15 protein-coding genes are annotated in these 19,070 nt (G+C 59.9%); 8 read left to right on the top strand and 7 right to left on the bottom strand.

Annotated features, from left to right (window positions below):
* Nucleotides 1-13 precede the first annotated feature (13 nt).
* Entirely contained in the window at nucleotides 14-1,018 is a 1,005-nt protein-coding gene (locus EJA71_RS18275) for an AraC family transcriptional regulator (RefSeq protein WP_158959057.1), read from the bottom strand.
* 100 nt (nucleotides 1,019-1,118) lie between these two features.
* On the opposite strand from EJA71_RS18275, the gene EJA71_RS18270 reads away from it, so the two are divergent.
* Nucleotides 1,119-2,192 carry a fatty acid desaturase gene (locus EJA71_RS18270; protein WP_158959055.1) on the top strand — a complete coding sequence of 358 codons (1,074 nt, stop codon included), beginning with the start codon at nucleotides 1,119-1,121 and terminating at the stop codon, nucleotides 2,190-2,192.
* Nucleotides 2,193-2,321: 129 nt separating this feature from the next.
* Here EJA71_RS18270 and EJA71_RS18265 read toward each other — a convergent pair whose 3' ends face one another.
* From EJA71_RS18265 to EJA71_RS18255, 3 genes are read right to left on the bottom strand one after another with little or no spacing between them, the layout of a single operon-like run.
* Nucleotides 2,322-3,932 (bottom strand): arylsulfatase, encoded by a 1,611-nt coding sequence (locus tag EJA71_RS18265; protein WP_158959053.1) that lies wholly within the window; start codon nucleotides 3,930-3,932, stop codon nucleotides 2,322-2,324.
* A 14-nt stretch (nucleotides 3,933-3,946) separates the two neighbouring features.
* On the bottom strand, nucleotides 3,947-4,762 hold the full coding sequence (locus EJA71_RS18260) for an ABC transporter ATP-binding protein (RefSeq protein ID WP_158959050.1): 816 nt from the start codon (nucleotides 4,760-4,762) through the stop codon (nucleotides 3,947-3,949).
* Nucleotides 4,759-6,357 carry an ABC transporter permease gene (locus EJA71_RS18255; RefSeq protein WP_158959048.1) on the bottom strand — a complete coding sequence of 533 codons (1,599 nt, stop codon included), beginning with the start codon at nucleotides 6,355-6,357 and terminating at the stop codon, nucleotides 4,759-4,761. Before EJA71_RS18255 ends, EJA71_RS18260 begins: the two co-directional genes overlap by 4 nt.
* Before the next feature lie 393 nt (nucleotides 6,358-6,750).
* Here EJA71_RS18255 and EJA71_RS18250 point away from each other — a divergent pair, with 393 nt between their 5' ends.
* A complete protein-coding gene (locus tag EJA71_RS18250; protein WP_158959046.1) occupies nucleotides 6,751-7,764 on the top strand; it encodes an ABC transporter substrate-binding protein in 1,014 nt (337 codons plus the stop codon).
* Between the two features lie 117 nt (nucleotides 7,765-7,881).
* On the opposite strand, the gene EJA71_RS18245 is transcribed toward EJA71_RS18250, so the two are convergent.
* Nucleotides 7,882-8,802 carry a LysR family transcriptional regulator gene (locus EJA71_RS18245; RefSeq protein WP_053116485.1) on the bottom strand — a complete coding sequence of 307 codons (921 nt, stop codon included), beginning with the start codon at nucleotides 8,800-8,802 and terminating at the stop codon, nucleotides 7,882-7,884.
* Nucleotides 8,803-8,983: 181 nt separating this feature from the next.
* On the opposite strand from EJA71_RS18245, the gene EJA71_RS18240 reads away from it, so the two are divergent.
* Entirely contained in the window at nucleotides 8,984-9,904 is a 921-nt protein-coding gene (locus EJA71_RS18240) for a TauD/TfdA family dioxygenase (protein ID WP_158959044.1), read from the top strand.
* 107 nt (nucleotides 9,905-10,011) lie between these two features.
* Here the strand turns inward: EJA71_RS18240 and EJA71_RS18235 are convergent, their stop codons facing one another.
* Both EJA71_RS18235 and EJA71_RS18230 read right to left on the bottom strand, forming a co-directional pair.
* Nucleotides 10,012-11,628 (bottom strand): alkaline phosphatase family protein, encoded by a 1,617-nt coding sequence (locus tag EJA71_RS18235; RefSeq protein ID WP_158959042.1) that lies wholly within the window; start codon nucleotides 11,626-11,628, stop codon nucleotides 10,012-10,014.
* A gap of 214 nt (nucleotides 11,629-11,842) precedes the next feature.
* Nucleotides 11,843-12,787 carry a LysR family transcriptional regulator gene (locus EJA71_RS18230; protein WP_158959040.1) on the bottom strand — a complete coding sequence of 315 codons (945 nt, stop codon included), beginning with the start codon at nucleotides 12,785-12,787 and terminating at the stop codon, nucleotides 11,843-11,845.
* A 165-nt stretch (nucleotides 12,788-12,952) separates the two neighbouring features.
* On the opposite strand from EJA71_RS18230, the gene EJA71_RS18225 reads away from it, so the two are divergent.
* From EJA71_RS18225 to EJA71_RS18205, 5 genes are all read left to right on the top strand, one after another.
* Entirely contained in the window at nucleotides 12,953-15,313 is a 2,361-nt protein-coding gene (locus EJA71_RS18225; RefSeq protein WP_158959038.1) for a TonB-dependent receptor, read from the top strand.
* A gap of 23 nt (nucleotides 15,314-15,336) precedes the next feature.
* Nucleotides 15,337-16,680, top strand: a complete 1,344-nt coding sequence (locus EJA71_RS18220; protein ID WP_158959035.1) for an aryl-sulfate sulfotransferase — start codon at nucleotides 15,337-15,339, stop codon at nucleotides 16,678-16,680.
* A gap of 283 nt (nucleotides 16,681-16,963) precedes the next feature.
* Entirely contained in the window at nucleotides 16,964-17,770 is an 807-nt protein-coding gene (locus tag EJA71_RS18215; protein WP_158959033.1) for an energy transducer TonB, read from the top strand.
* Nucleotides 17,771-17,814: 44 nt separating this feature from the next.
* On the top strand, nucleotides 17,815-18,540 hold the full coding sequence (locus tag EJA71_RS18210) for a MotA/TolQ/ExbB proton channel family protein (protein WP_158959031.1): 726 nt from the start codon (nucleotides 17,815-17,817) through the stop codon (nucleotides 18,538-18,540).
* 1 nt (nucleotide 18,541) lies between these two features.
* Entirely contained in the window at nucleotides 18,542-18,943 is a 402-nt protein-coding gene (locus EJA71_RS18205) for a biopolymer transporter ExbD (protein WP_003220570.1), read from the top strand.
* Nucleotides 18,944-19,070 lie beyond the last annotated feature (127 nt).

Below are 19,070 nucleotides of genomic sequence, written 5' to 3'. Positions count from 1 at the left end.
ACCCGGTTCTGGATCAGCGCAAGCCATCGCGAAACTGCCCCGGCGTCATCCCCGTCCAGCGCTTGAATGCGCGGCTGAAGCTGCTGGTATCGGCGAAGCCGAGCAAGTAACTCACCTCACTCAACGAACACTGCGGGTCGCGCAAATGCAGCAGCGCCAGATTCTCGCGGCTCTCGTTGAGCAATGTATCAAAGCGACAACCTTCATCCGCCAAGTGCCTTTGCAAGCTACGCAGACTCAGGTGCAGCGCCTGGGCAATCCGCTCGGCACTCGGCTCGCCTTCCGGCAATTGTTCTTCAATGGCATCACGAACCTTGCGTTCCCAAGTCAGCGGTTTGAGCTGGGCCATGGTGCGTTTGAGCACGGCTTCGTTGTGTTCGGCGAGTTCCGGGTTGGCGTCGTCGAGATGGCTGTCGAAGTCGGCGAGGGCGAACTCCAGGCGATCCTCGGCACAGCCGAAATGCACCGGGGCGCGGAAGACTTTGTGCCATTGCTGCGCATCGCTCGGCTCCGGGCGGCGCAGGTAAACGGCGAGTGGCGCGTAGTCGCGACCCAAGCGATTGCGGCAGGTGCGCACGTAGATCGCGGTAAACGCATCGATGGCTTCAAAGGCTGGTGCCGGATTGCCTGACGGAATTTTCAGACGGAATTGATAGCGGTCTTCGCTGCGGCTCAGTTCCAGTTCCAGCGCATCGCTGACCACCGGGTGATAGCGCACGATGCGTTCGAACACCTCACGCAAACTGCCGCTGGCCACCAGCGCATAACCGAGCGCATGGAAGGTGGTCGGGCTGACGAAGCGCGACACGCGCAGACCAAGCGCCGGGTCGCCGCTGACCTGCACGGCGATTTCCCACAGACGCGTGGTGCCGGACAGTGGATAGCGCGCGTTGGGGTCGTCCATCAAGTTCGGATCGAGCCCGGCCTGTTGGCACAGGGCAATGCTGTCCAGCCCCAGCGCATCAAGTTGCTTGCGCAAGGCACGGGTCCAGCTGGCGAGGGAGGTCGGTTCCTTCATGCTGATTGGCGCTTCCGGTCAACAGGTTGGCGTTCTCGGCTACCGCGATTCAAGCCCCGGCGAGGCACGATGCGAACATCATAAACCCGAGGATGGAAGCATGGACGGTACTTCTGCAAGTCCCCAGCGACACAATGCGGCCCAGCGATCAGCGCATATTCGCGAAGTGGTGCTGGCCAAAGGCGTTGAACTGCGCGAGCGCTACCCGATTCTCAAGCATCAGGATGCGCTGGGCGCGGGGATTCTGGCCTTTGCCCTGATCGGGATGATCGGTTCGGCGGCGCTTTACATCACCGGGCACATGGCGTGGTGGGCGTGCCTGTTGCTCAATGCGTTTTTCGCTTCGCTGACCCATGAGCTGGAACACGACCTGATCCACAGCATGTACTTCCGCAAGCAACGCGTGCCGCACAACCTGATGATGGGCCTGGTGTGGCTGGCGCGGCCGAGCACGATCAACCCTTGGATTCGCCGCCATCTGCACCTCAATCACCACAAGGTCTCTGGCACTGAAACCGACATGGAAGAGCGCGCGATCACCAATGGCGAGCCGTGGGGTTTTGCGCGGTTGCTGATGGTTGGCGACAACGTCATGTCGGCGTTCATCCGTATGCTGCGGGCCAAGACCTGGGCGCACAAGGTCAGCATCATCAAGCGCACGCTGAAGGTCTACGCGCCGCTGGCGCTGGTGCATTGGGGCGCTTGGTATGTGTTCCTGGGTTTCCACGCAGCCAATGGCATTGCGTATCTGCTGGGCGCGCCGATCGAGTGGTCAGCGACCACGTTGTCGGTAATGCAGGTGATCGACATCGCCGCGGTGGTGATCATCGGGCCGAACGTGTTGCGCACGTTTTGCCTGCACTTCATCAGCTCGAACATGCATTACTACGGCGATGTTGAACTGGGTAATGTGCTGCAGCAGTGTCAGGTGCTCAACCCTTGGTGGCTGTGGCCGTTGCAGGCGTTCTGCTTCAACTTTGGCAGCAGTCACGGGATTCACCATTTTGTGGTGAAGGAACCGTTTTACATCCGCCAGATGACCGTGCCGGTGGCGCATAAAGTGATGCGCGAGATGGGGGTGCGGTTTAATGATTTTGGGACGTTTGGGCGGGCGAACCGGTTTGTTCGGCAGGCTGAAGGGGGGAGTGAAGAGGTGCGTACAGCTCAAGCTTGATGGCTGAATTTGAGGGCCTCATCGCTGGCAAGCCAGCTCCCACAGGTTTTATGTCATTCAGTGGTTTTGTGAACGGCATTGCACCCTGTGGGAGCTGGCTTGCCAGCGATAGCGGTGTATCAGGCACCCTCAATCCGGCTGAAACGGCGACTCACTCAAAATCACCCCGGTCTCCTCGACATACTGCTGCCAATGCCCGATCAGCGCGCTGAGCTTCTCCGGCTGACTCAACGCCAGATCATGAATCTCCCCCGGATCACTGCTCAAATCATAAAGCTGCCAGGTCGCCGGCCCCACCGGCCCAGGGATCCACACCGCTTTCCACGACCCCTGCCGAATCGCCCGACGCCCAAACAATTCCCAACCCGTCACCGTGTGCTCGTCATGCACCTGCGCAGTCTCGCCCGACAAGAACCCCAACCACGATTTGCCGCGCAATGGCGCCACCGGTTTGCCGTGCCAGAGCTTGCCCGGATGACGCACACCGGCCAGATCGAGAATCGTCGGCGTGATGTCCATCACCGTGCCAAAACCGTGGCTGATCTGCCCTTTGATTGCCAGTTGCGGATAGTGCAGCAACGCCGGCACACGAATGCCGCCCTCAGTGGTAAACGCCTTGAACAACCGCGATGGCGCGGTCGCGACCTGCGCCCAGTTCGGCCCGTACCAGACGTAAGAGTTGGCGCGGCCAATATTGTCGAGGCTGTTGTCGTAATGCTGGCTGAGGTAGGTCACCAGTTCCGGGCCGAATTTCGGGAAGGCTTCAAGCAGCGCACCTTCGGCACCGTTGTCGGACATGAACAGGATGAACGTATTGTCGAGTTGGCCCTGCTGGCGCAGGTAATCGACGACCCGGCCAATGTTCCAGTCCATGCGCTCGACCATCGCCGCGTAGACTTCCATTGCTCGCGCGGAAATCTGCTTTTGCTCGTCGCTCAATGCGTCCCACTGCTGAGTCAACTGGATCAGCGGATGTGGCTCGACGTCCGGTTCGATCAGGCCGAGGGCTTTGAGTTTTTCCAGACGCTCGAGTCGCAGCACTTCGGGGCCTGCGTCGTAACGACCACGGTATTTCTCGACGATGTCAGCGGGTGCCTGCAACGGCCAGTGCGGTGCGGAGAACGGCAGATAAGCGAAGAATGGCCGGGTTTGGTCGCGCTCCTTGAGGTATTGCAGCAACTTGTCGCCGAAGGCATCGGAGGAATAGAAATCCTTCGGCAACTCATCGAGAAACGTATCGTCCTCGATGTACAGCGCCGGGGTGGATTTCAGCAGGCCGGGGGTTTGCTCATCGTAGGTCGGCTCGAAACCGTAGTGGTTGGCCGCGCCCGGCAGCAGCGAAAAAGATCGCTCGAAACCCCGCGCGTGAGGCGCCAGTTCAGCCTTCAGGCCGAGGTGCCATTTGCCGCTCATCAACGTTTGATAACCGGCCTCGCGCAGCAGCTCCGGCAGGGCTACCACGCGGTCATTGAGATAGCCTTCGTAACCCGGTTTGCCGATCAGCTCCGGGGTCAGCGTCTCGGCCATGGTGCCGATGCCGGCGATGTGGTGATCGGTGCCGGTCAGCAGCATCGAGCGAGTCGGCGAGCAGGTCGGTGCGGTGTGAAAGTCGGTCAGGCGCAGGCCGTTGTTGGCGAGCGCATCGAGGTGCGGCGTAGCGATTTCGCCGCCGAACGCACCGATGTCGGAAAAGCCTAAATCGTCAGCCAGAATCACCAGAAAATTGGGACGTTGCGGCATTGCGAAACTCCTGTTCAGCAGGCAATGAATGTCAGCGGCAGATCGCGGATCTGCACCGGCACGCTCGGTTGGTAATGGTCGTCACTGGTCAGTTCGTGCAGCAATTCCTCACGCAACTGATGGAAGTCGAAACTGCTGCGCTGGCGCGGATGGGGCAGGGCGATGTCGACCACTTGCTTGATCCGCCCCGGACGTGGCTCCATCACCACCACGCGGTCGGCGAGGAAAATCGCTTCTTCGACGTCGTGGGTGACGAGGATGGTGGTGATTTTTGCGCGGTCGCGGATCGCCAGCAGCTCGTCCTGCATCTGCTGGCGGGTCAACGCATCGAGGGCGCCGAAGGGTTCGTCGAGCAGCAGAATGCGCGGACTGGCGACCAGGCCGCGAGCAATCGCCACCCGCTGCGCCATGCCGCCGGAGAGTTGGTGCGGATAGGCGCGGGTGAAGTCGCGCAGGCCGACCAGATCGATGAAATCGTCGATGCGTTTTTGCTTTTGCGCCGTGCTCAGCGACTCGTTGACCAGGCCCAGGCCAATGTTTTCAGCGACGGTCAGCCACGGGAACAACCGGTGCTCCTGGAAGACAATGCCACGCTCGCCGCCGATACCGCTGACGGCTTTGCCGTCCACGCTGATCTGCCCGCGAAACTGCGTATCGAGACCGATCAACAAGCGCAGCAAGGTCGATTTGCCACAGCCGCTGGAACCGACGATGGCGACGAATTCGCCCTCAGCGATGTCCAGATTGAATTCGCGAATCGCCTCCAGTTCGAAACCGTCGACGTCGAAAGATTTGCCTACATGGTTGAAGCTGACAATGGGTGCGTTCATGCGTGTCTCCAGCGGGTCGCGCGAATTTCCAGGCGTTGGCCAATGAGGTTGAGCAGGGCGCCGGTGAGGCCGACGAAGAGCATGCAAGCCATGATCAGATCCATGCGCAGCAGTTGTTGCGCGCCGATCATCTGGCTGCCGATGCCGCCGTTGGACGGCATGAAATATTCAGCGCCGATGGTGCCGAGCCAGGCGTAGATCAGGCTCAGCCTGAGGCCGGCGAAAATCCCCGGCGCGGCGCCCGGCAGCACTAGGCGACGCAGGCGCTGGCCGAGGCTCAGGCGCAGCACTTGGGCGGCTTCGTTGAGTTGCGGCGAAAGGTTGGCGACGCTGCGTTGCGTGGCGATGAACAGTGGAAAGAACGCGGCGAGGGCGACGAACACCCACTTCGCCAGTTCGCCCAGGCCGAACCACGCGGTGAGCAACGGCACCCAGGCGAAGATCGCGATTTGGCGAAGGGCGGCGAGGGTCGGGCCGAGCAGTCGTTCACTGGTACGCGACAAGCCCAGCAGCAAGCCGAGGGCGAAACCGAGTCCGCCACCCAGCAACAAGCCGCCGAGGGTGCGGCCCAGACTCAGGGCCATGCCGCTGAGCAACGTACCGTCGAGCAGACCATCCCAAGCCGTGATCAATACCGCCAGCGGGCTGACCAGAATGTTGTTATCGACCCATTGCTGATCGTTCGCCAATTGCCACAACGCCAACAGGCTCAGCGGCAGCAGCCACGGTTGCAGGCGCTGCCAGCCTTCATAGCGCGGGCCGCGACGAATTTCAGCGGTGGCGGGATGCGGCCAGTGCACCAGTTTGCGATCGAGCAGACCAATGCCGCGATCCATTGCCACGCCGATCAAGCCAATCACCACGATGCACACGAAGACGATGTCGAGCATGAACAGTTGCCGCGCCCAGACCATCAGGTAACCGATGCCTTCGCTGGAGGCGAGCAGTTCGACCGCCAGCAGCGATGTCCACCCAGCCGCCAGTGCCAGGCGTACGCCGGACATGAACGCGGGGAGAGCGGCGGGTAATACCAGTCGACGAATCAGCAGGTATGGCGGCAGGCGCAAAACGGCGGCAGCCTCGCGCAGTTTCGGCTGAGCGTCACGCACGCCGACCAGCGTGTGCAGGGTCACCGGGACGACGATGGCTTTGATGAGCACCACCAGTTTCAGCACTTCGCCGATGCCGAAAAAAACCATGAACAGGGGAATCCACGCCAGCGTCGGCACCTGCGCCAGACCGGCGAAAGTCGGGAAGATCAGGCGTTCCAGACGGCGACTGAATCCCAATGCTGCACCGAGCACAGCGCCTGCCGAAATCCCCGCAAGCAAGCCCCAGAACAACCGTTGCAAGCTGATCCACAAGTGGCTCCATAACTCGCCTTGCGCAAGCTCGACGGCGCTGTTCCACACCAGCGATGGCGCCGGCAGGATTTGCTCGCTCATCCATTCGTTGCGCGCTGCCAGCCACCACAAAACGAACAGACCGATGGGCAGCAGCCACGGCAACAAACGTTGGTTGATGGTTGGCGAAAGGCCTCGGCTTTTCAGCGGCGGCGCTGGCAGCGGCAAACTGAGCAGGGATTGACGGGCCATGGGTGACCTCCGTTGTCGGGTTGGATCGAGATCGAGTCAAGATCAAAAGATCGCAGCCTGCGGCAGCTCCTACATTGGGATTGCTTTGCCCCGGTAGGAGCTGCCGAAGGCTGCGATCTTTAGCGGTATTAGCTACAAACAAATAGTTATAAACAATTTATAAAAATGTATTTTTAGAGATAAGCAGCGCCATTTAAGGCTTCCCGTGCACACGCATCCAATGCATTCGAAGAATATTTTCGATGCTGTTAATGCATACACCGCCGAAAGCCCCGTCACTGCTCGCTTAGCGCTAAAAGCTATAAAAATGTGCATTTATAGTATTTAAGTGAAGGTATGCATTCGGCCTACTTTCGGCTCCTCAACGCTCGTCGTGATCAAGGAACTGTACCCATGAACCTTCCATTCAAACGTGTCATCAGTCTGTTTGCCGCCCCGGCGCTGGCGGGTTTCCTCGCGTTCACCGCTCACGCTGACGAACTCAAGGAAATCAGAATTGCCGTGCCCGACCTGAGCGCCGGCACGCAGCACAGTGGCGGTGGTGTGGTTGATGTGTTGCGCGATCAGCAGATCTTTGAAAAGGCCTTCGCCGATCAGGGCATCAAGATCCAGTGGAGTTTTTTCAAAGGTGCGGGGCCGGTGATCAATGAGGCGTTTGCCAACGGCCAGGTTGATCTGGCTTATCTGGGCGATCTGGCGGCGATCATCGGCAAGTCCAATGGCCTCGATACGCGCTTGCTCAGCGCCAGTGCGCGTGGGGTTAAGCAATATCTGGGCGTGGTGCCGGGGTCGGGGATCAAGACGTTGCAGGATCTGAAGGGCAAGCGTGTGGCGATTTTCCGTGGCACGGCAACGCAGCTCTCGTTTGACGCGGCGCTGGCCAGCCAAGGTTTGAGCGAGAAGGATCTGAAAGTCATCAACCTCGACTTCACCGGCGCGACCGCCGCGCTGGCGGCGAAGCAAATCGATGCATCGTGGGGCAGTTCCGGGCTGGCGGCGTTGCAGATCAAAGGCCTGGCCGAGCTGCCGCTCAACACCAAGGATCTCGGCGGTGCCGGCAGCGTCCAATCGGTTCTGGTCGGCACCGGCAAGTTTGTCGACGCCCATCCGGAGGCGGTGGCGAAATTGCTCAAGGCGCAGCAGCAAGCGGTCGAGTGGCTGACCCAGGACAGCAACAAGGATGCCTATGTGCAGCTGGTGTCGGGTCTGGCGAGTTATCCACCGGTGATCCTGACGCAGGATCTGAAAGATCAGAAACTCAGTGAAGTGTTCCCGTCGACGCTGGATCCTGCGTTCTTGGGTAGCTTGCAGAACAAGGTTGATCTGGCGGCGCAGCAGAAGCTGATTCGCAAGCCGTTCAAGGTCAATGATTGGGTCGCGCCTGAGTTGGCTGCTGCCAAGCTCTAACGTACGCCGATCGTTCCCACGCTCTGCGTGGGAACGCATCAATGGACGCTCTGCGTCCGCTTTGGGACGCGGAGCGTCCCGGGCTGCATTCCCACGCAGAGCGTGGGAACGATCTCTTCAAACAGCGACGCGATGCTCCTCACGATCCACCGCCACCAACGTCTCGATCATCGCCCGCGCCGCCGGTGACAGCCGAAACCCGGTGCGGCTGACGATCCCGCAGCGCGCATTCATGCTCTCCAGGTTCTGCGGCAGATTGCGCCAGTGCAACAGCACCAGCGAACCCTTGGCAATGTCCTCGACAAACGCCTCTTCCGTGCCCACGCCGATCGCATTCGATTGCAGCACCACCTTCACCAGCGCCGGAAAGTGCTCAGTCTCGATGGTCGGGGAAAAATCGATGCGGCCACTGAGGTTTGCCAGCAATTTGCGAATGCCCGGCGGAATGCGCGTGGTCGCCAGCGGGTAGTCGAACATGTCGTTGGTCGACAGACTTTCCTTGGCCAGTAACGGATGCCCCGGTCGGCAGAAAAATACTCCGCGCTTGGGCGTCAGCGCCTGGGTCTGGAAATTCGGGTCGGCTTCGAAATGGCGAATGTCGGCAATGAAGAATTCGATCTCTTCACGGCTCAGCGCGCGACTGAGTTTTTCCCAGTTATCCACCTGAAAACAGGTGCGCACTTTCGGGTGCGCGTTGATGAATTGCGCCACCGCATCCGGTACCAGTTTCACCGCCGGTGCCGGGCCGCAACCGAAGTGCACTTCGCCGGCATCGAGCTTGGTCATCTGCGTCACTTCAGCACTCAGCATTGCCGCGCCCTGCACCAGGCTCAGCGCATGCTGCAGTACTACCTGGCCCTCGGGGGTGGGGCGCAAATCCTTGTTGCCGCGATCCACCAGCACGCAGCCGAACTCTTGCTCGAGCCCCTGAATGCTGCGACTGAACGCCGGTTGAGTGATGCCCATCGCGTCCGCCGCGCGGACAAAACTGCGGTGTTCGTTGAGGGCGATGAAGTAACGCAACTGGCGAAGATCCATATGCTTTTCCGGCATCCTAAAAATAGCTCGAAGGCATTTGCGACGAGGGTTGCTAGAGGTTTTAAATGCAAGCTCTTATTCCGTCAACGAAGCATGTGAATATCTATTAGATGTAAAAGGAATATAGATAGAGCGATGTTTCGCTGCCGTCCAACCGTAAGCAGTCGATGAGGGTCTACCCATGAGCAATGCCGCACTCGCAGTAAAACCCGCTGTCCACGCGCTGGAAATTCATCCGGTGGCCGGTCGTATCGGCGCCGAGATCCGTGGCGTGCACTTGTCCGGTGAGCTGGACGCCGCTACCGTCGAAGCCATTCAGCAAGCGCTGGTGCATTACAAAGTCGTGTTCTTCCGCGAACAGACTCAGCTCGACGATCAGCGCCAGGAAGCCTTCGCCCATTTGCTCGGCGAGCCAGTGGCGCACCCGACCGTGCCGTCGCGGGAAGGCACGCGTTATCTGCTTGAGCTGGACGGTGCCGAAGGTCAGCGCGCCAACTCCTGGCACACCGACGTGACCTTCGTCGACGCCTACCCGAAAGCCTCGATCCTGCGCTCGGTGGTGGCCCCGGCCTTCGGTGGCGACACCCTGTGGGCCAACACCGCGACCGCCTACAACGGCTTGCCAGCGGAGCTGCGCGAGCTGGCCGACAAACTGGTCGCCGTGCACAGCAACGAATACGACTACGCCAGCGCCAAGCCGGACGTCTCGGCAGAGAAGCTCGAGCGCTATCGCAAGGTCTTCACTTCGACCGTCTACGAGACTGAGCACCCGGTGGTGCGTGTGCACCCGATCAGCGGTGAGAAAAGCTTGTTGCTGGGGCATTTCGTCAAGCGCATCAAAGGCTACTCGCAGGCGGACTCGGCGCATCTGTTCGGGCTGTTGCAGAGCCATGTGATTCGCCAGGAAAACACCGTGCGCTGGCGCTGGAAGGCGGGTGACGTGGCCATCTGGGATAACCGCTCGACGCAGCATTATGCGATTGATGATTACGGCACTCAGGATCGCGTGGTGCGTCGTGTCACGTTGAAAGGTGAAGTGCCGGTGGGCGCGAATGGGCAGCGCAGTCAGACCATCAAAGGCGCAGATATCGTCGGCGTCTGATCGGGCCCCATCGCTGGCAAGCCAGCTCCCACAGGGATTGTTGTTGGACACAAAGGATGTGAACGACGCAAAACCTGTGGGAGCTGGCTTGCCAGCGATGTTTTTAATCACCAAACGCCGATTTGAACGACTTTCTCGGTTTCCGGCTCACCGTAGCGAAACCTCTGCCCACGCAAATCAATCTCCTGATGACTGATGGTCGTGCGCCGTTTCAAACCCCGCACCCACTCAAACAAATACCCCGCATGTTCCTCGCGCACCGCCGCGAATTTCGGGTCATCACCCAAATCACGCAGCTCCTGCGGATCATTCAGCAGATCAAACAACTGTGGGCGAAAACCGTCGTACGCCAGGTATTTCCAGCGCTCGCTGCGCACCATGGTCATCCGGCAACGATCGATCGGCTGGCCCAAACGCTCACGCGCCGGGGCCTGAAAGGCGTAGTCGTATTCGCTGATCGCATAGCGGCGCCAGTCCGGGTTTTCGCCGTGCAACAGCGGAATCAGTGAGCGGCCTTCAAGCCGATGTTGCGCCGCCGGCAATCCCAAGGCTTGAAGAAACGTCGGCAACGCATCGATGGTTTCCGCCAGCCGATCATCCACTGTCCCGCGTGTGACATCCGCTGCAGCCCGAGGGTCGCGCACGATCAGTGGCACGCCTACCGCCTGCTCCAGCAAAAACTCCTTCTCGCCCAGCCAGTGATCGCCGAGGAAGTCGCCGTGATCGCTGGTGAACACGATCAACGTGTCATCCCAACGGCCATTGCTCCGCAGAAAATCGAACAGACGCCCGAGTTGATCATCCACTTGCTTGACCAGGCCCATATAGGTGGGGATTACAGTCAATCGTACTGAGTCACGGGAGAAGTTGAGGCTTTCCTCGTGCTGGCGAAAGGCAGTGTATACGGGGTGTTTGCTGGCTTCGGAGGGCGTCGCGCGGATCGGTTCGAGAATCGATTTCGTACTGTACAAGGCGTGGTACGGCGCTGGTACGATGTACGGCCAGTGCGGTTTGATATAGGAAAGGTGTAAACACCACGATTTCTCGCCTTGCTCGGTGATGAAGTCGATGGCTCGATTTGTAGTGTAGACAGTCTCTGAGTGTTGCTCGGGAATTCGTGCTGGCAAATTCGCATGACGCATTTGCCAGCCACTGAGGATTTCACCGTTCGCACCCTCGGCGGCGTTGGCCCAGTCGTGCCAAGGGTTTTTGCCATCGAACCCCTGCTCACGCAGGTAATGGGTGTAGGGCGCGGATTCGCGTTTGTCGTCGAACAGCGGATCGTCGGGATAAATGCCGTCGTGGCGCATGTAGGGTTCGAAACCGACTTCGTTGAGGATTTCGGCTTGCTCGCTGTCGGGGTTGATCGCCAGGCGCTGCAAGGCATCGATATTCGCGGTGGCGTGGGTCTTGCCGACCAGTGCGGTGCGGATGCCGTGGGGGCGCAGATAGTCGCCGATGGTCAGTTCTTCCAACGGCAACGGCACGGCGTTCCACGCCACTTGATGGCTACTGACATAGCGTCCGGTATACGCCGACATCCGCGACGGGCCGCAGATCGTGCCTTGGGTGTAGGCGCGGCTGAAACGCACGCCGGCGGCAGCCAGGCGATCGATGTTCGGTGTGTGCAGATGCGGGTGGCCGTAGCAGGACAGGTAATCGCGGCGCAGTTGATCGCACATGATGTACAGCACGTTGCGCACGGGGTTTGGCGAGTTGGACATGGGTTCACCGGTCAGTGGGACAGGCGAGGGTTTTCGCTTTCAGTAGGGGTGTTCGGCAAGTGCATTTGGGGAATCGGGTTTATGCAGGGAGTGCATTGGTGCCTGGGCTGCCGCCATCGCTGGCAAGCCAGCTCCCACAGGTATCTGGGGTGATCACATGATTTATGTTCGGCGCGAGTCCTGTGGGAGCTGGCTTGCCAGCGATAGCGATCGGTCAGACAGCAAGGTTCTGCAGTGAACACACCTCCTCATCCACCGCATCAATCGCCTTGATCTGCTCAATCATCGCCTCTGCCAACGGCGACAACCGATACCCCGCCCGACTGACAATCCCATAGCGTGTGTACAGCTCCTCAAGATCATCCGCCAACCCTTCAATGCGCAAACAGACCAGCTCTCCCTTGGCCTGGTGCAACGCATCCGAATACGCCCCGACAATCCCGATCGCCTCCGAGCGCAGCACGACACTGAGCAAACTCGAGCTGTTTTCACATTCCACATTCGGGGTGAAATCCGGTCGCCCGCTGAGATCGACAATCACCTTGCGCAGGTTCGGCGGACGAATACTCACCGCCAGGGGATAGCTCATCAACTGCTCAGCCGTAACCCGATCAACAGCAGCCAACGGATGTCCGGCGCGGCAACAGAAATGCCACTTACGCGGGCGCAACCGGTGCGTCAGGTAATCGGGATCCGCCTCGAACTGCCGAGTGTCCGCGACGAAGAATTCAAACTCTTCGCTCAATAAGCGTTTGCTCAAACTCTGCCAGTCATCGACCTGAAACTGCACCCGCGCTTTCGGGTAGCGACCAATGAAGCTGCCGATCGCGCGCGGGATCAAACCCGCTGCCGGCGCCGGTCCACAACCGAAGCGCAATTCCCCCGCCTCCAGCCCATTGAACTGGCTGATCTCGTTGGCCATTTGCTGCGCGCCACTGACCAGCCGCCGCGCATGTTCCAGGAGCACCTGGCCTTGTTTGGTCGGCGGCAATTCCTTGCGACCGCGATCGACCAACTGACAGCCAACGCTGTGTTCCAGCGCCTGAATGCTGCGGCTGAAGGCTGACTGCGACAGGTTCACCGCCTGCGCGCCGGCGACGAAGCTGCGTTGTTCAGCCAAGGCGATGAAGTGACGAAGTTGCCGCAAGTCGATATGCATTTTTCACATAAAAAATATCCGGGAAATGCATTGGATATGCATTAGGTCGACTCCTTATAAAGGCAATCTCTTATGCAGTAAATATTTGTAAATCCATAAATAAATAACTTAAAAGAATATGCAGCGCTGAAGATGTCTGTGTGTTTTTTGACCAGGAGCCGCGCCATGAGTCCGTTGAACCTAGCGTCACCCATAACACCACGACGGCTCAAACGCCTGCCCTTGGCCCTGTTGCTGGCAGGGAGCGCCAGCTGGACTCACAGCTACGCCGCTGAAACGGAAACCCCGACGCCGGTGCCCGCAGGCAAACCGGCGGCCAACAGTTCGCAGCTCGAAACCGTGACCGTGACCACCCGCCGTCGTGAAGAAAGTTCGCAGGATGTACCGACGCCGATGAGTGTGGTCAGCGGGCAGAATCTGGAGACGCAGCGGGTCTACCGGATTCAGGATTTGCAGCAACTGGTGCCGAGCGTCAACGTCGCCTACATGCATGCGCGGCAGTCCAGCGTGTCGATCCGAGGTCTGGGCAATAACCCGGCGAGCGATGGTCTGGAAGGCAGCGTCGGGCTATACATCGACAACGTCTATCTCGGCCGCCCGGGCATGGCGGTGTTCGACTTGATGGACATCGAACAGCTCGAAGTTTTGCGCGGGCCGCAGGGCACGCTGTTCGGCAAAAACACCACCGCCGGGGTGATCAACATCAGCACCCGCGCGCCGACATTCACGCCTGAGCGCAGCATCGAAACCTCGGTCGGCGAGGACGGTTATTTCCAGACCAAGGGCACGATTTCCGGGCCGCTCAACGATGAATTGGCCGGACGTTTCTCCGCCTATCGCACGCGCAGCGACGGCGACATCAAGAACGAATACAACGGCCATGATTTGAACGGCGGCTCGCGCGATGGCTTCCGTGCGCAGTTGCTGTTCAAGCCGAATGAAGACTTCAACCTGCGCTGGATCGGTGACTACAACGAAGAGGATTCCAGCGCCGGCACCCGCGTGTTGTACAACACCGGGCCAACCATCAATGGCGTCAATCTCTACTCGGCGCGGGCGGCTGCCGCTGGCGCAACGCTGGTCAACGGTTCGCACCGCAAGGTCAATCTGGACAACGATCAACACGTCACCGTGCATCAGGGCGGCACCTCGGTCGAGGCGAACTGGACGCTGCCAAGCGATTTCACCCTGACCTCGATCAGCTCGTATCGCTTCTGGAATTTCACCCCGAAGAATGACGATGGTCTCAACGTCGCGTCGACTTACAACGCTGGTGTTTCGGTAGAAGACAAACAGTACTCACAGGAATTTCGTCTGGCGTCGCCCAAGGGCGAATTCTTCGATTACGTGGTCGGCGCCTACTACTTCGGCAACGATCTGGACAACAAATCCTTCGCCTATTACGGCCCGCAAGCCGACATCTGGAACGGCACGCCAGGCGGCGCTTTGGCCAACGTTGACAGCGTCGGCAACGGCCACATCAAGACTGACAGCTTCGCGCTGTTCGCCCAGGGCACCTGGCACCTCACCGAGCGCCTGGATTTCACTGCCGGCGTACGCGGTACCTATGAAGAAAAATCCGCGTGGGTAACGCGTGATGCGCCGGTCGGTGGCGCGGCAGTCACCGGTGCTGCCGCCACCGCGCGGCGCGGTCGTACCGGCGCTTACGATTCCGGCGATCTGAATCAGTACAGTTCGAGCCCTTCCGGTTTGCTCAACCTCAGCTATCGCATCACCGACGATGTGCTCGGTTACGCGACGGTGTCCCACGGCGAAAAATCCGGCGGCGTTAACCTCTCGGTCGGCTCTGCACCCGCCGCCGGCGCCGACTCGCTGTTGATCGGCACCGAACGCGCCAACAACGCCGAACTCGGCTTCAAGAGCACCCTGTGGGATCACCGTCTGCAACTCAATGCCAACGTGTTCTGGACCCAGGTCAACGCCTATCAGACCAACGCCTACGACGACGTCAACCGCGTGCAATACCTGACCAACGCCGGCTCGGTGCGCTCACGCGGCGTGGAGTTTGAAAGCACGATCATCCCGCTGCGCGGCCTGACCCTGAACTTCAACGGCTCCTTCAACGACGTCAGCTACCTCTCCTACAAAGACGCACCGTGCCCGCCGGAAATCAGCCAGGCACCGGGCGCTCCAGCGTCTTGCGACCTCAGCGGCCATCAGGTTGTCGGCGCCTCGAAATGGATCGGCAACGCCAACGGCGAATACAAATGGAATCTGGATAACGGCTTCGAACCTTACGTCACCGGCAGCTATGCCTTCCGCTCCAAAGCCGTCGGCACGGTCGAGGATTCCGATTACGGGCAGATCCCGAGCTACGCCGTGGTCAACCTGTCCACCGGCCTGCGCGGCGACTTCAACCAGGGTCAGTGGGACGTCTCGCTGTGGCTGAAAAACGCCTTCGACAAAACCTACTACACGACCCTGTGGACGGGCGGCAACGGCGGCTATGAAGGCCTGCTCGGCACACCGCGCACCCTCGGTGTCACCGGTCGCTACGACTTCTGATTGGTTATTCAAGGAGCTGCATCATGTTGCCCATCAAGACTGCTTTCCCGCTGTTGCTGTCTAGCGTGGTTTTCAGCGCCGGTGCCTTCGCCGCGCCCAGCGTTTACCCGACCGGTGTCACCCGTTACGACCCGGACAAAGCCTTCAACCAGTACGTGATTTTCAGCGGCGCCGACAAGCAGACGCACCTGATCGACATGAACGGCAACGAGGTCAAGAACTGGCCGCAGGCCGGTTTTCCGTCCGCGATCATCGACCCGAAACTGGTCGGTGGCGAACGTGGCCACGTGCTGCTGCAACTGAGTGACAAGGACCCCGGCAAGCTCGGTTCTGCCGGTAATGGTCTGGGCAATCAGAGCGTCGGCGAATTGGACTGGAACGGTAAAGTCGTCTGGCAGTGGGGCGACAAGGCGCCCGGTGGCGCGGCGCAGCAACATCATGATCAACGCCGGTTGAGCAACGGCAACACCGTCGTTCTGGCGAACAAGGTGCACAAGGTCAAAGGCTTCAAAGTCCCCGAGGTGATTGACGATGCGATCTATGAAGTCAGTCCCGACGGCGCGGTGAAATGGCAGTGGCTGGCCTCGGAACACCTCAACGAATTCGGCTTCACGCCTGCGCAATTGAAGCTGGTGCGAGCGAGTGAGGATGCGGATTACCTGCACATCAACAACCTCAGCGTGGTCGGGCCGAACAAGTGGTTCGATGCCGGCGACAAGCGTTTCAATCCGGACAACCTGTTGTTTGATTCACGCAATGCCAACTTCATCGCGATCATCGACAAAACCAGCGGCAAAGTGGTCTGGCGTCTGGGGCCGAACTTGCCATTGGCCAGCCCGAAAACCGCGCGGACGCTGCCGCGTCCGGTCGACCAGTTTGTCGGTCAGCATGACGCGCACATCATCCCGGCCGGGCTACCGGGTGCGGGCAATGTGCTGGTGTTCGATAACCAAGGCTCGGCGGGTTACCCCAGCGTCACACTGGGGCTGATTTCCGGTTCGCGAGTGCTGGAAATCGACCCGGTGAAAAACGAAATCGTCTGGCAGTACAGCGCAGCGAATTCGAAGCAGCCAGGCTGGGCGTTCTACAGCTCGTTCATCAGTAGCGCGCGGCGTTTGCCCAACGGCAACACGCTGATCGATGAGGGCATGAACGGACGGTTTTTCCAGGTCACGGCCAGCGGCGAAAACGTCTGGGAATACGTCAGCCCGTACCTCGGTAAAGCGCCTGGCAGCGATGCCGTCAGCAACTGGGTGTATCGCGCGTTGCCTGTGAGTTATGACTGGGTACCTGCCGGAACTCCACGTTCGGAAACGGCAGTCATTGCGCCTGCAATCGGCGTGCAGCAGACCAACGCCAGTCGTTAGTTGAGGCGCGCCTCGGGTCTTTGCCGATGCGTTGCGCGAATACTTTCAATGCCTGAAAAGCATGCTGTTTTCACCTGAAGGCTACAGCCCTTATGGGCCGTGGCTTTGGTGAAATTGATCAGCTTATATATTCCATAAAAGTCTATGTATAACGTCAAAGATTACTTTCGGAGATAAGCGTCTCGCCCAATGATTCACCCATCGATCACGTTGGGGGGATTCAAAAAACGGCGAATCGATTGCTTGGTACACAAAACGCAAAAAGACCGCAGGGAGTGAATCAATGGGCAATGTCCAGACCGCCGCCAGCGCAGAGCAATTGCTGTGGCGTCAGACGCCGAGTGGCGAACTGGTTGATCTCGGCCGGCCCCATCGCGTGCCGTTGGGGCAACTGCGTTTGCAGCGAGCGCCAAAAGGTATTTTGAGCCGTCGTGAGGCGATTTTGCTTGGCGTCCTGGCGTTGTTGGCGCACGGCGCGGTGATCTACTGGATCAGCCAGAAACCGACGCCAGTGCTGCCGATCGTGCCGCCGGAAATTCCGCCGATGACCATCGAATTCTCGCGCCCGGCACCGCCCGCGCCGCCGGTTGTTGTGCCGCCGCCGCCAGCACCAGTGGTCGAGCCTCCGCCGCCGGTGGAAGACGAACTGGCGGTAAAGCCGCCGCCGAAACCGATCCCGAAACCCAAACCCAAACCGGTGGTTAAGCAGCCACCGAAACCGGCACCGAAAGCGGTCGAGCAACCCCCGGCGCCGCCACAACCAACCGCCCCGGTCGCGGCTCCACCCGCACCACCGGCGCCAGCACCGGTCACCCCGGCTTCGGCCAATGCCGCCTACCTGAAAAACCCGGCGCCGGAATACCCGTCGCTGGCCCAGCGTCGCGGCTGGGAAGGCACGGTGTTGTTAAGGGTGCACGTATTGGCCAGCGGCAAACCGGGCGAGATCCAAATTGCCAAAAGCAGTGGCCGGCAACAGCTCGACGACGCGGCGCTCAACGCCGTGAAGCGTTGGAGTTTCGTCCCGGCCAAGCAGGGTGATGTCGCCCAGGACGGCTGGGTCAGCGTGCCCATCGATTTCAAGATTCATTAAACCGAAACCAAATTCGCGCGAAACGTTTACACGAGGGAATCATCATGACGTTACTGGCATCTCCACTGGAATCCATCGAAAGCGCGGTGATCTGGCTGCTGGTGGTTTTTTCCGTCGCTACCTGGGGCCTGGCATTGCTCAAGGCTGTGCAGTTCGGGCGACTGAAGGCGCAGGATCGGCGCTTTCATAAACGCTTCTGGGCGGCATCGAGTCTCGACGCCGCCGCTGAGCTGAGCGAAACCCAGCCGGGCGCTGCGGCCCGTGTGGCGCAGGCCGGTTATGCCGCGATTCAAGTGGGCGAGGCGCCGCAGGCCAATGATTTGAGCCAGGCGATCAACCATCAGGATCGCCTGGAGCGCGCCTTGCGCCAGCAGATCGTTCGCGAACGGCGTTCTTTGGAAACCGGTCTGGCGGTAGTCGCCAGTATTGGCAGCACCTCGCCGTTCATTGGTTTGTTCGGCACGGTGTGGGGAATCATGGAGGCGCTGAAGGGAATCAGTGCGGCGGGTTCGGCGAGCCTGGAAACGGTCGCTGGCCCGATCGGTGCGGCACTGGTTGCGACCGGCGTGGGTATTGCCGTCGCGGTGCCGGCGGTGCTGGTTTACAACTATTTTTTGCGTCGGTTGAAACTGACCGCAGCGGATTTGGACGACTTCGCCCACGACTTCTATAGCCTGGCGCAGAAGAGCTCGTTCCGCGTGTTGATCCACCCGACCGCGCACAAGGTTGCAGCGCCGGGCAGCGCGGCAAAAGTGAAGGAGGCGTCCTGATATGGCCTTCTCCACGCAAGACAGTGACGAGGTGCTCAGCGAGATCAACGTGACGCCGCTGGTGGATGTGATGCTGGTGCTGCTGGTGGTGTTTATCGTCACCGCGCCGCTGCTGACCAACGCGATCCCGATCAACCTGCCGAAGACCGAAGCAGTGGCGCCGGTCGAGCAAAAGGATCCGTTGGTGGTGAGCATCGACGGCGCCGGCAAACTGTTTATCAACAAGGATGAGATTCAGCCGGACTTGCTGGAATTCAACCTGAAGTCGGCCAAGGCCAAAGACCCGGAAGTGCGCGTGCAATTGCAGGCGGATGACGGGGTGAACTACGGCGAAGTGGCGCGAGCCATGGCTTCGATCGAGCGGGCAGGGATTACCAAGTTGTCGGTGATCACTGCACGGTGACAGATTTTCATGTTTTTCCGGGGCCGTCTCCTTGGCAGGGTGCGGCCCTTTTTTTATTGATCAACATCAACCCTGTAGGCGCTGCCGAAGGCTGCGATCTTTTGATTTTGATTTTTAAAAACAAGAT

This window comes from Pseudomonas sp. PB106 (genome assembly GCF_009764645.1).
GTDB lineage: Bacteria > Pseudomonadota > Gammaproteobacteria > Pseudomonadales > Pseudomonadaceae > Aquipseudomonas.
This window is presented reverse-complemented; position numbering and strand designations above follow the sequence as displayed.

Coding starts and splice junctions, on each gene's coding strand:
- EJA71_RS18265 (WP_158959053.1), bottom strand. CDS start 3,932: ATGCCGCAACGTCCCAATTTTCTGGTGATTCTGGCTGACGATTTAGGC.
- EJA71_RS18235 (WP_158959042.1), bottom strand. CDS start 11,628: ATGTCCAACTCGCCAAACCCCGTGCGCAACGTGCTGTACATCATGTGC.
- EJA71_RS18270 (WP_158959055.1), top strand. CDS start 1,119: ATGGACGGTACTTCTGCAAGTCCCCAGCGACACAATGCGGCCCAGCGA.
- EJA71_RS18205 (WP_003220570.1), top strand. CDS start 18,542: ATGGCCTTCTCCACGCAAGACAGTGACGAGGTGCTCAGCGAGATCAAC.
- EJA71_RS18210 (WP_158959031.1), top strand. CDS start 17,815: ATGACGTTACTGGCATCTCCACTGGAATCCATCGAAAGCGCGGTGATC.
- EJA71_RS18260 (WP_158959050.1), bottom strand. CDS start 4,762: ATGAACGCACCCATTGTCAGCTTCAACCATGTAGGCAAATCTTTCGAC.
- EJA71_RS18250 (WP_158959046.1), top strand. CDS start 6,751: ATGAACCTTCCATTCAAACGTGTCATCAGTCTGTTTGCCGCCCCGGCG.
- EJA71_RS18245 (WP_053116485.1), bottom strand. CDS start 8,802: ATGGATCTTCGCCAGTTGCGTTACTTCATCGCCCTCAACGAACACCGC.
- EJA71_RS18275 (WP_158959057.1), bottom strand. CDS start 1,018: ATGAAGGAACCGACCTCCCTCGCCAGCTGGACCCGTGCCTTGCGCAAG.
- EJA71_RS18240 (WP_158959044.1), top strand. CDS start 8,984: ATGAGCAATGCCGCACTCGCAGTAAAACCCGCTGTCCACGCGCTGGAA.
- EJA71_RS18225 (WP_158959038.1), top strand. CDS start 12,953: ATGAGTCCGTTGAACCTAGCGTCACCCATAACACCACGACGGCTCAAA.
- EJA71_RS18220 (WP_158959035.1), top strand. CDS start 15,337: ATGTTGCCCATCAAGACTGCTTTCCCGCTGTTGCTGTCTAGCGTGGTT.
- EJA71_RS18255 (WP_158959048.1), bottom strand. CDS start 6,357: ATGGCCCGTCAATCCCTGCTCAGTTTGCCGCTGCCAGCGCCGCCGCTG.
- EJA71_RS18215 (WP_158959033.1), top strand. CDS start 16,964: ATGGGCAATGTCCAGACCGCCGCCAGCGCAGAGCAATTGCTGTGGCGT.
- EJA71_RS18230 (WP_158959040.1), bottom strand. CDS start 12,787: ATGCATATCGACTTGCGGCAACTTCGTCACTTCATCGCCTTGGCTGAA.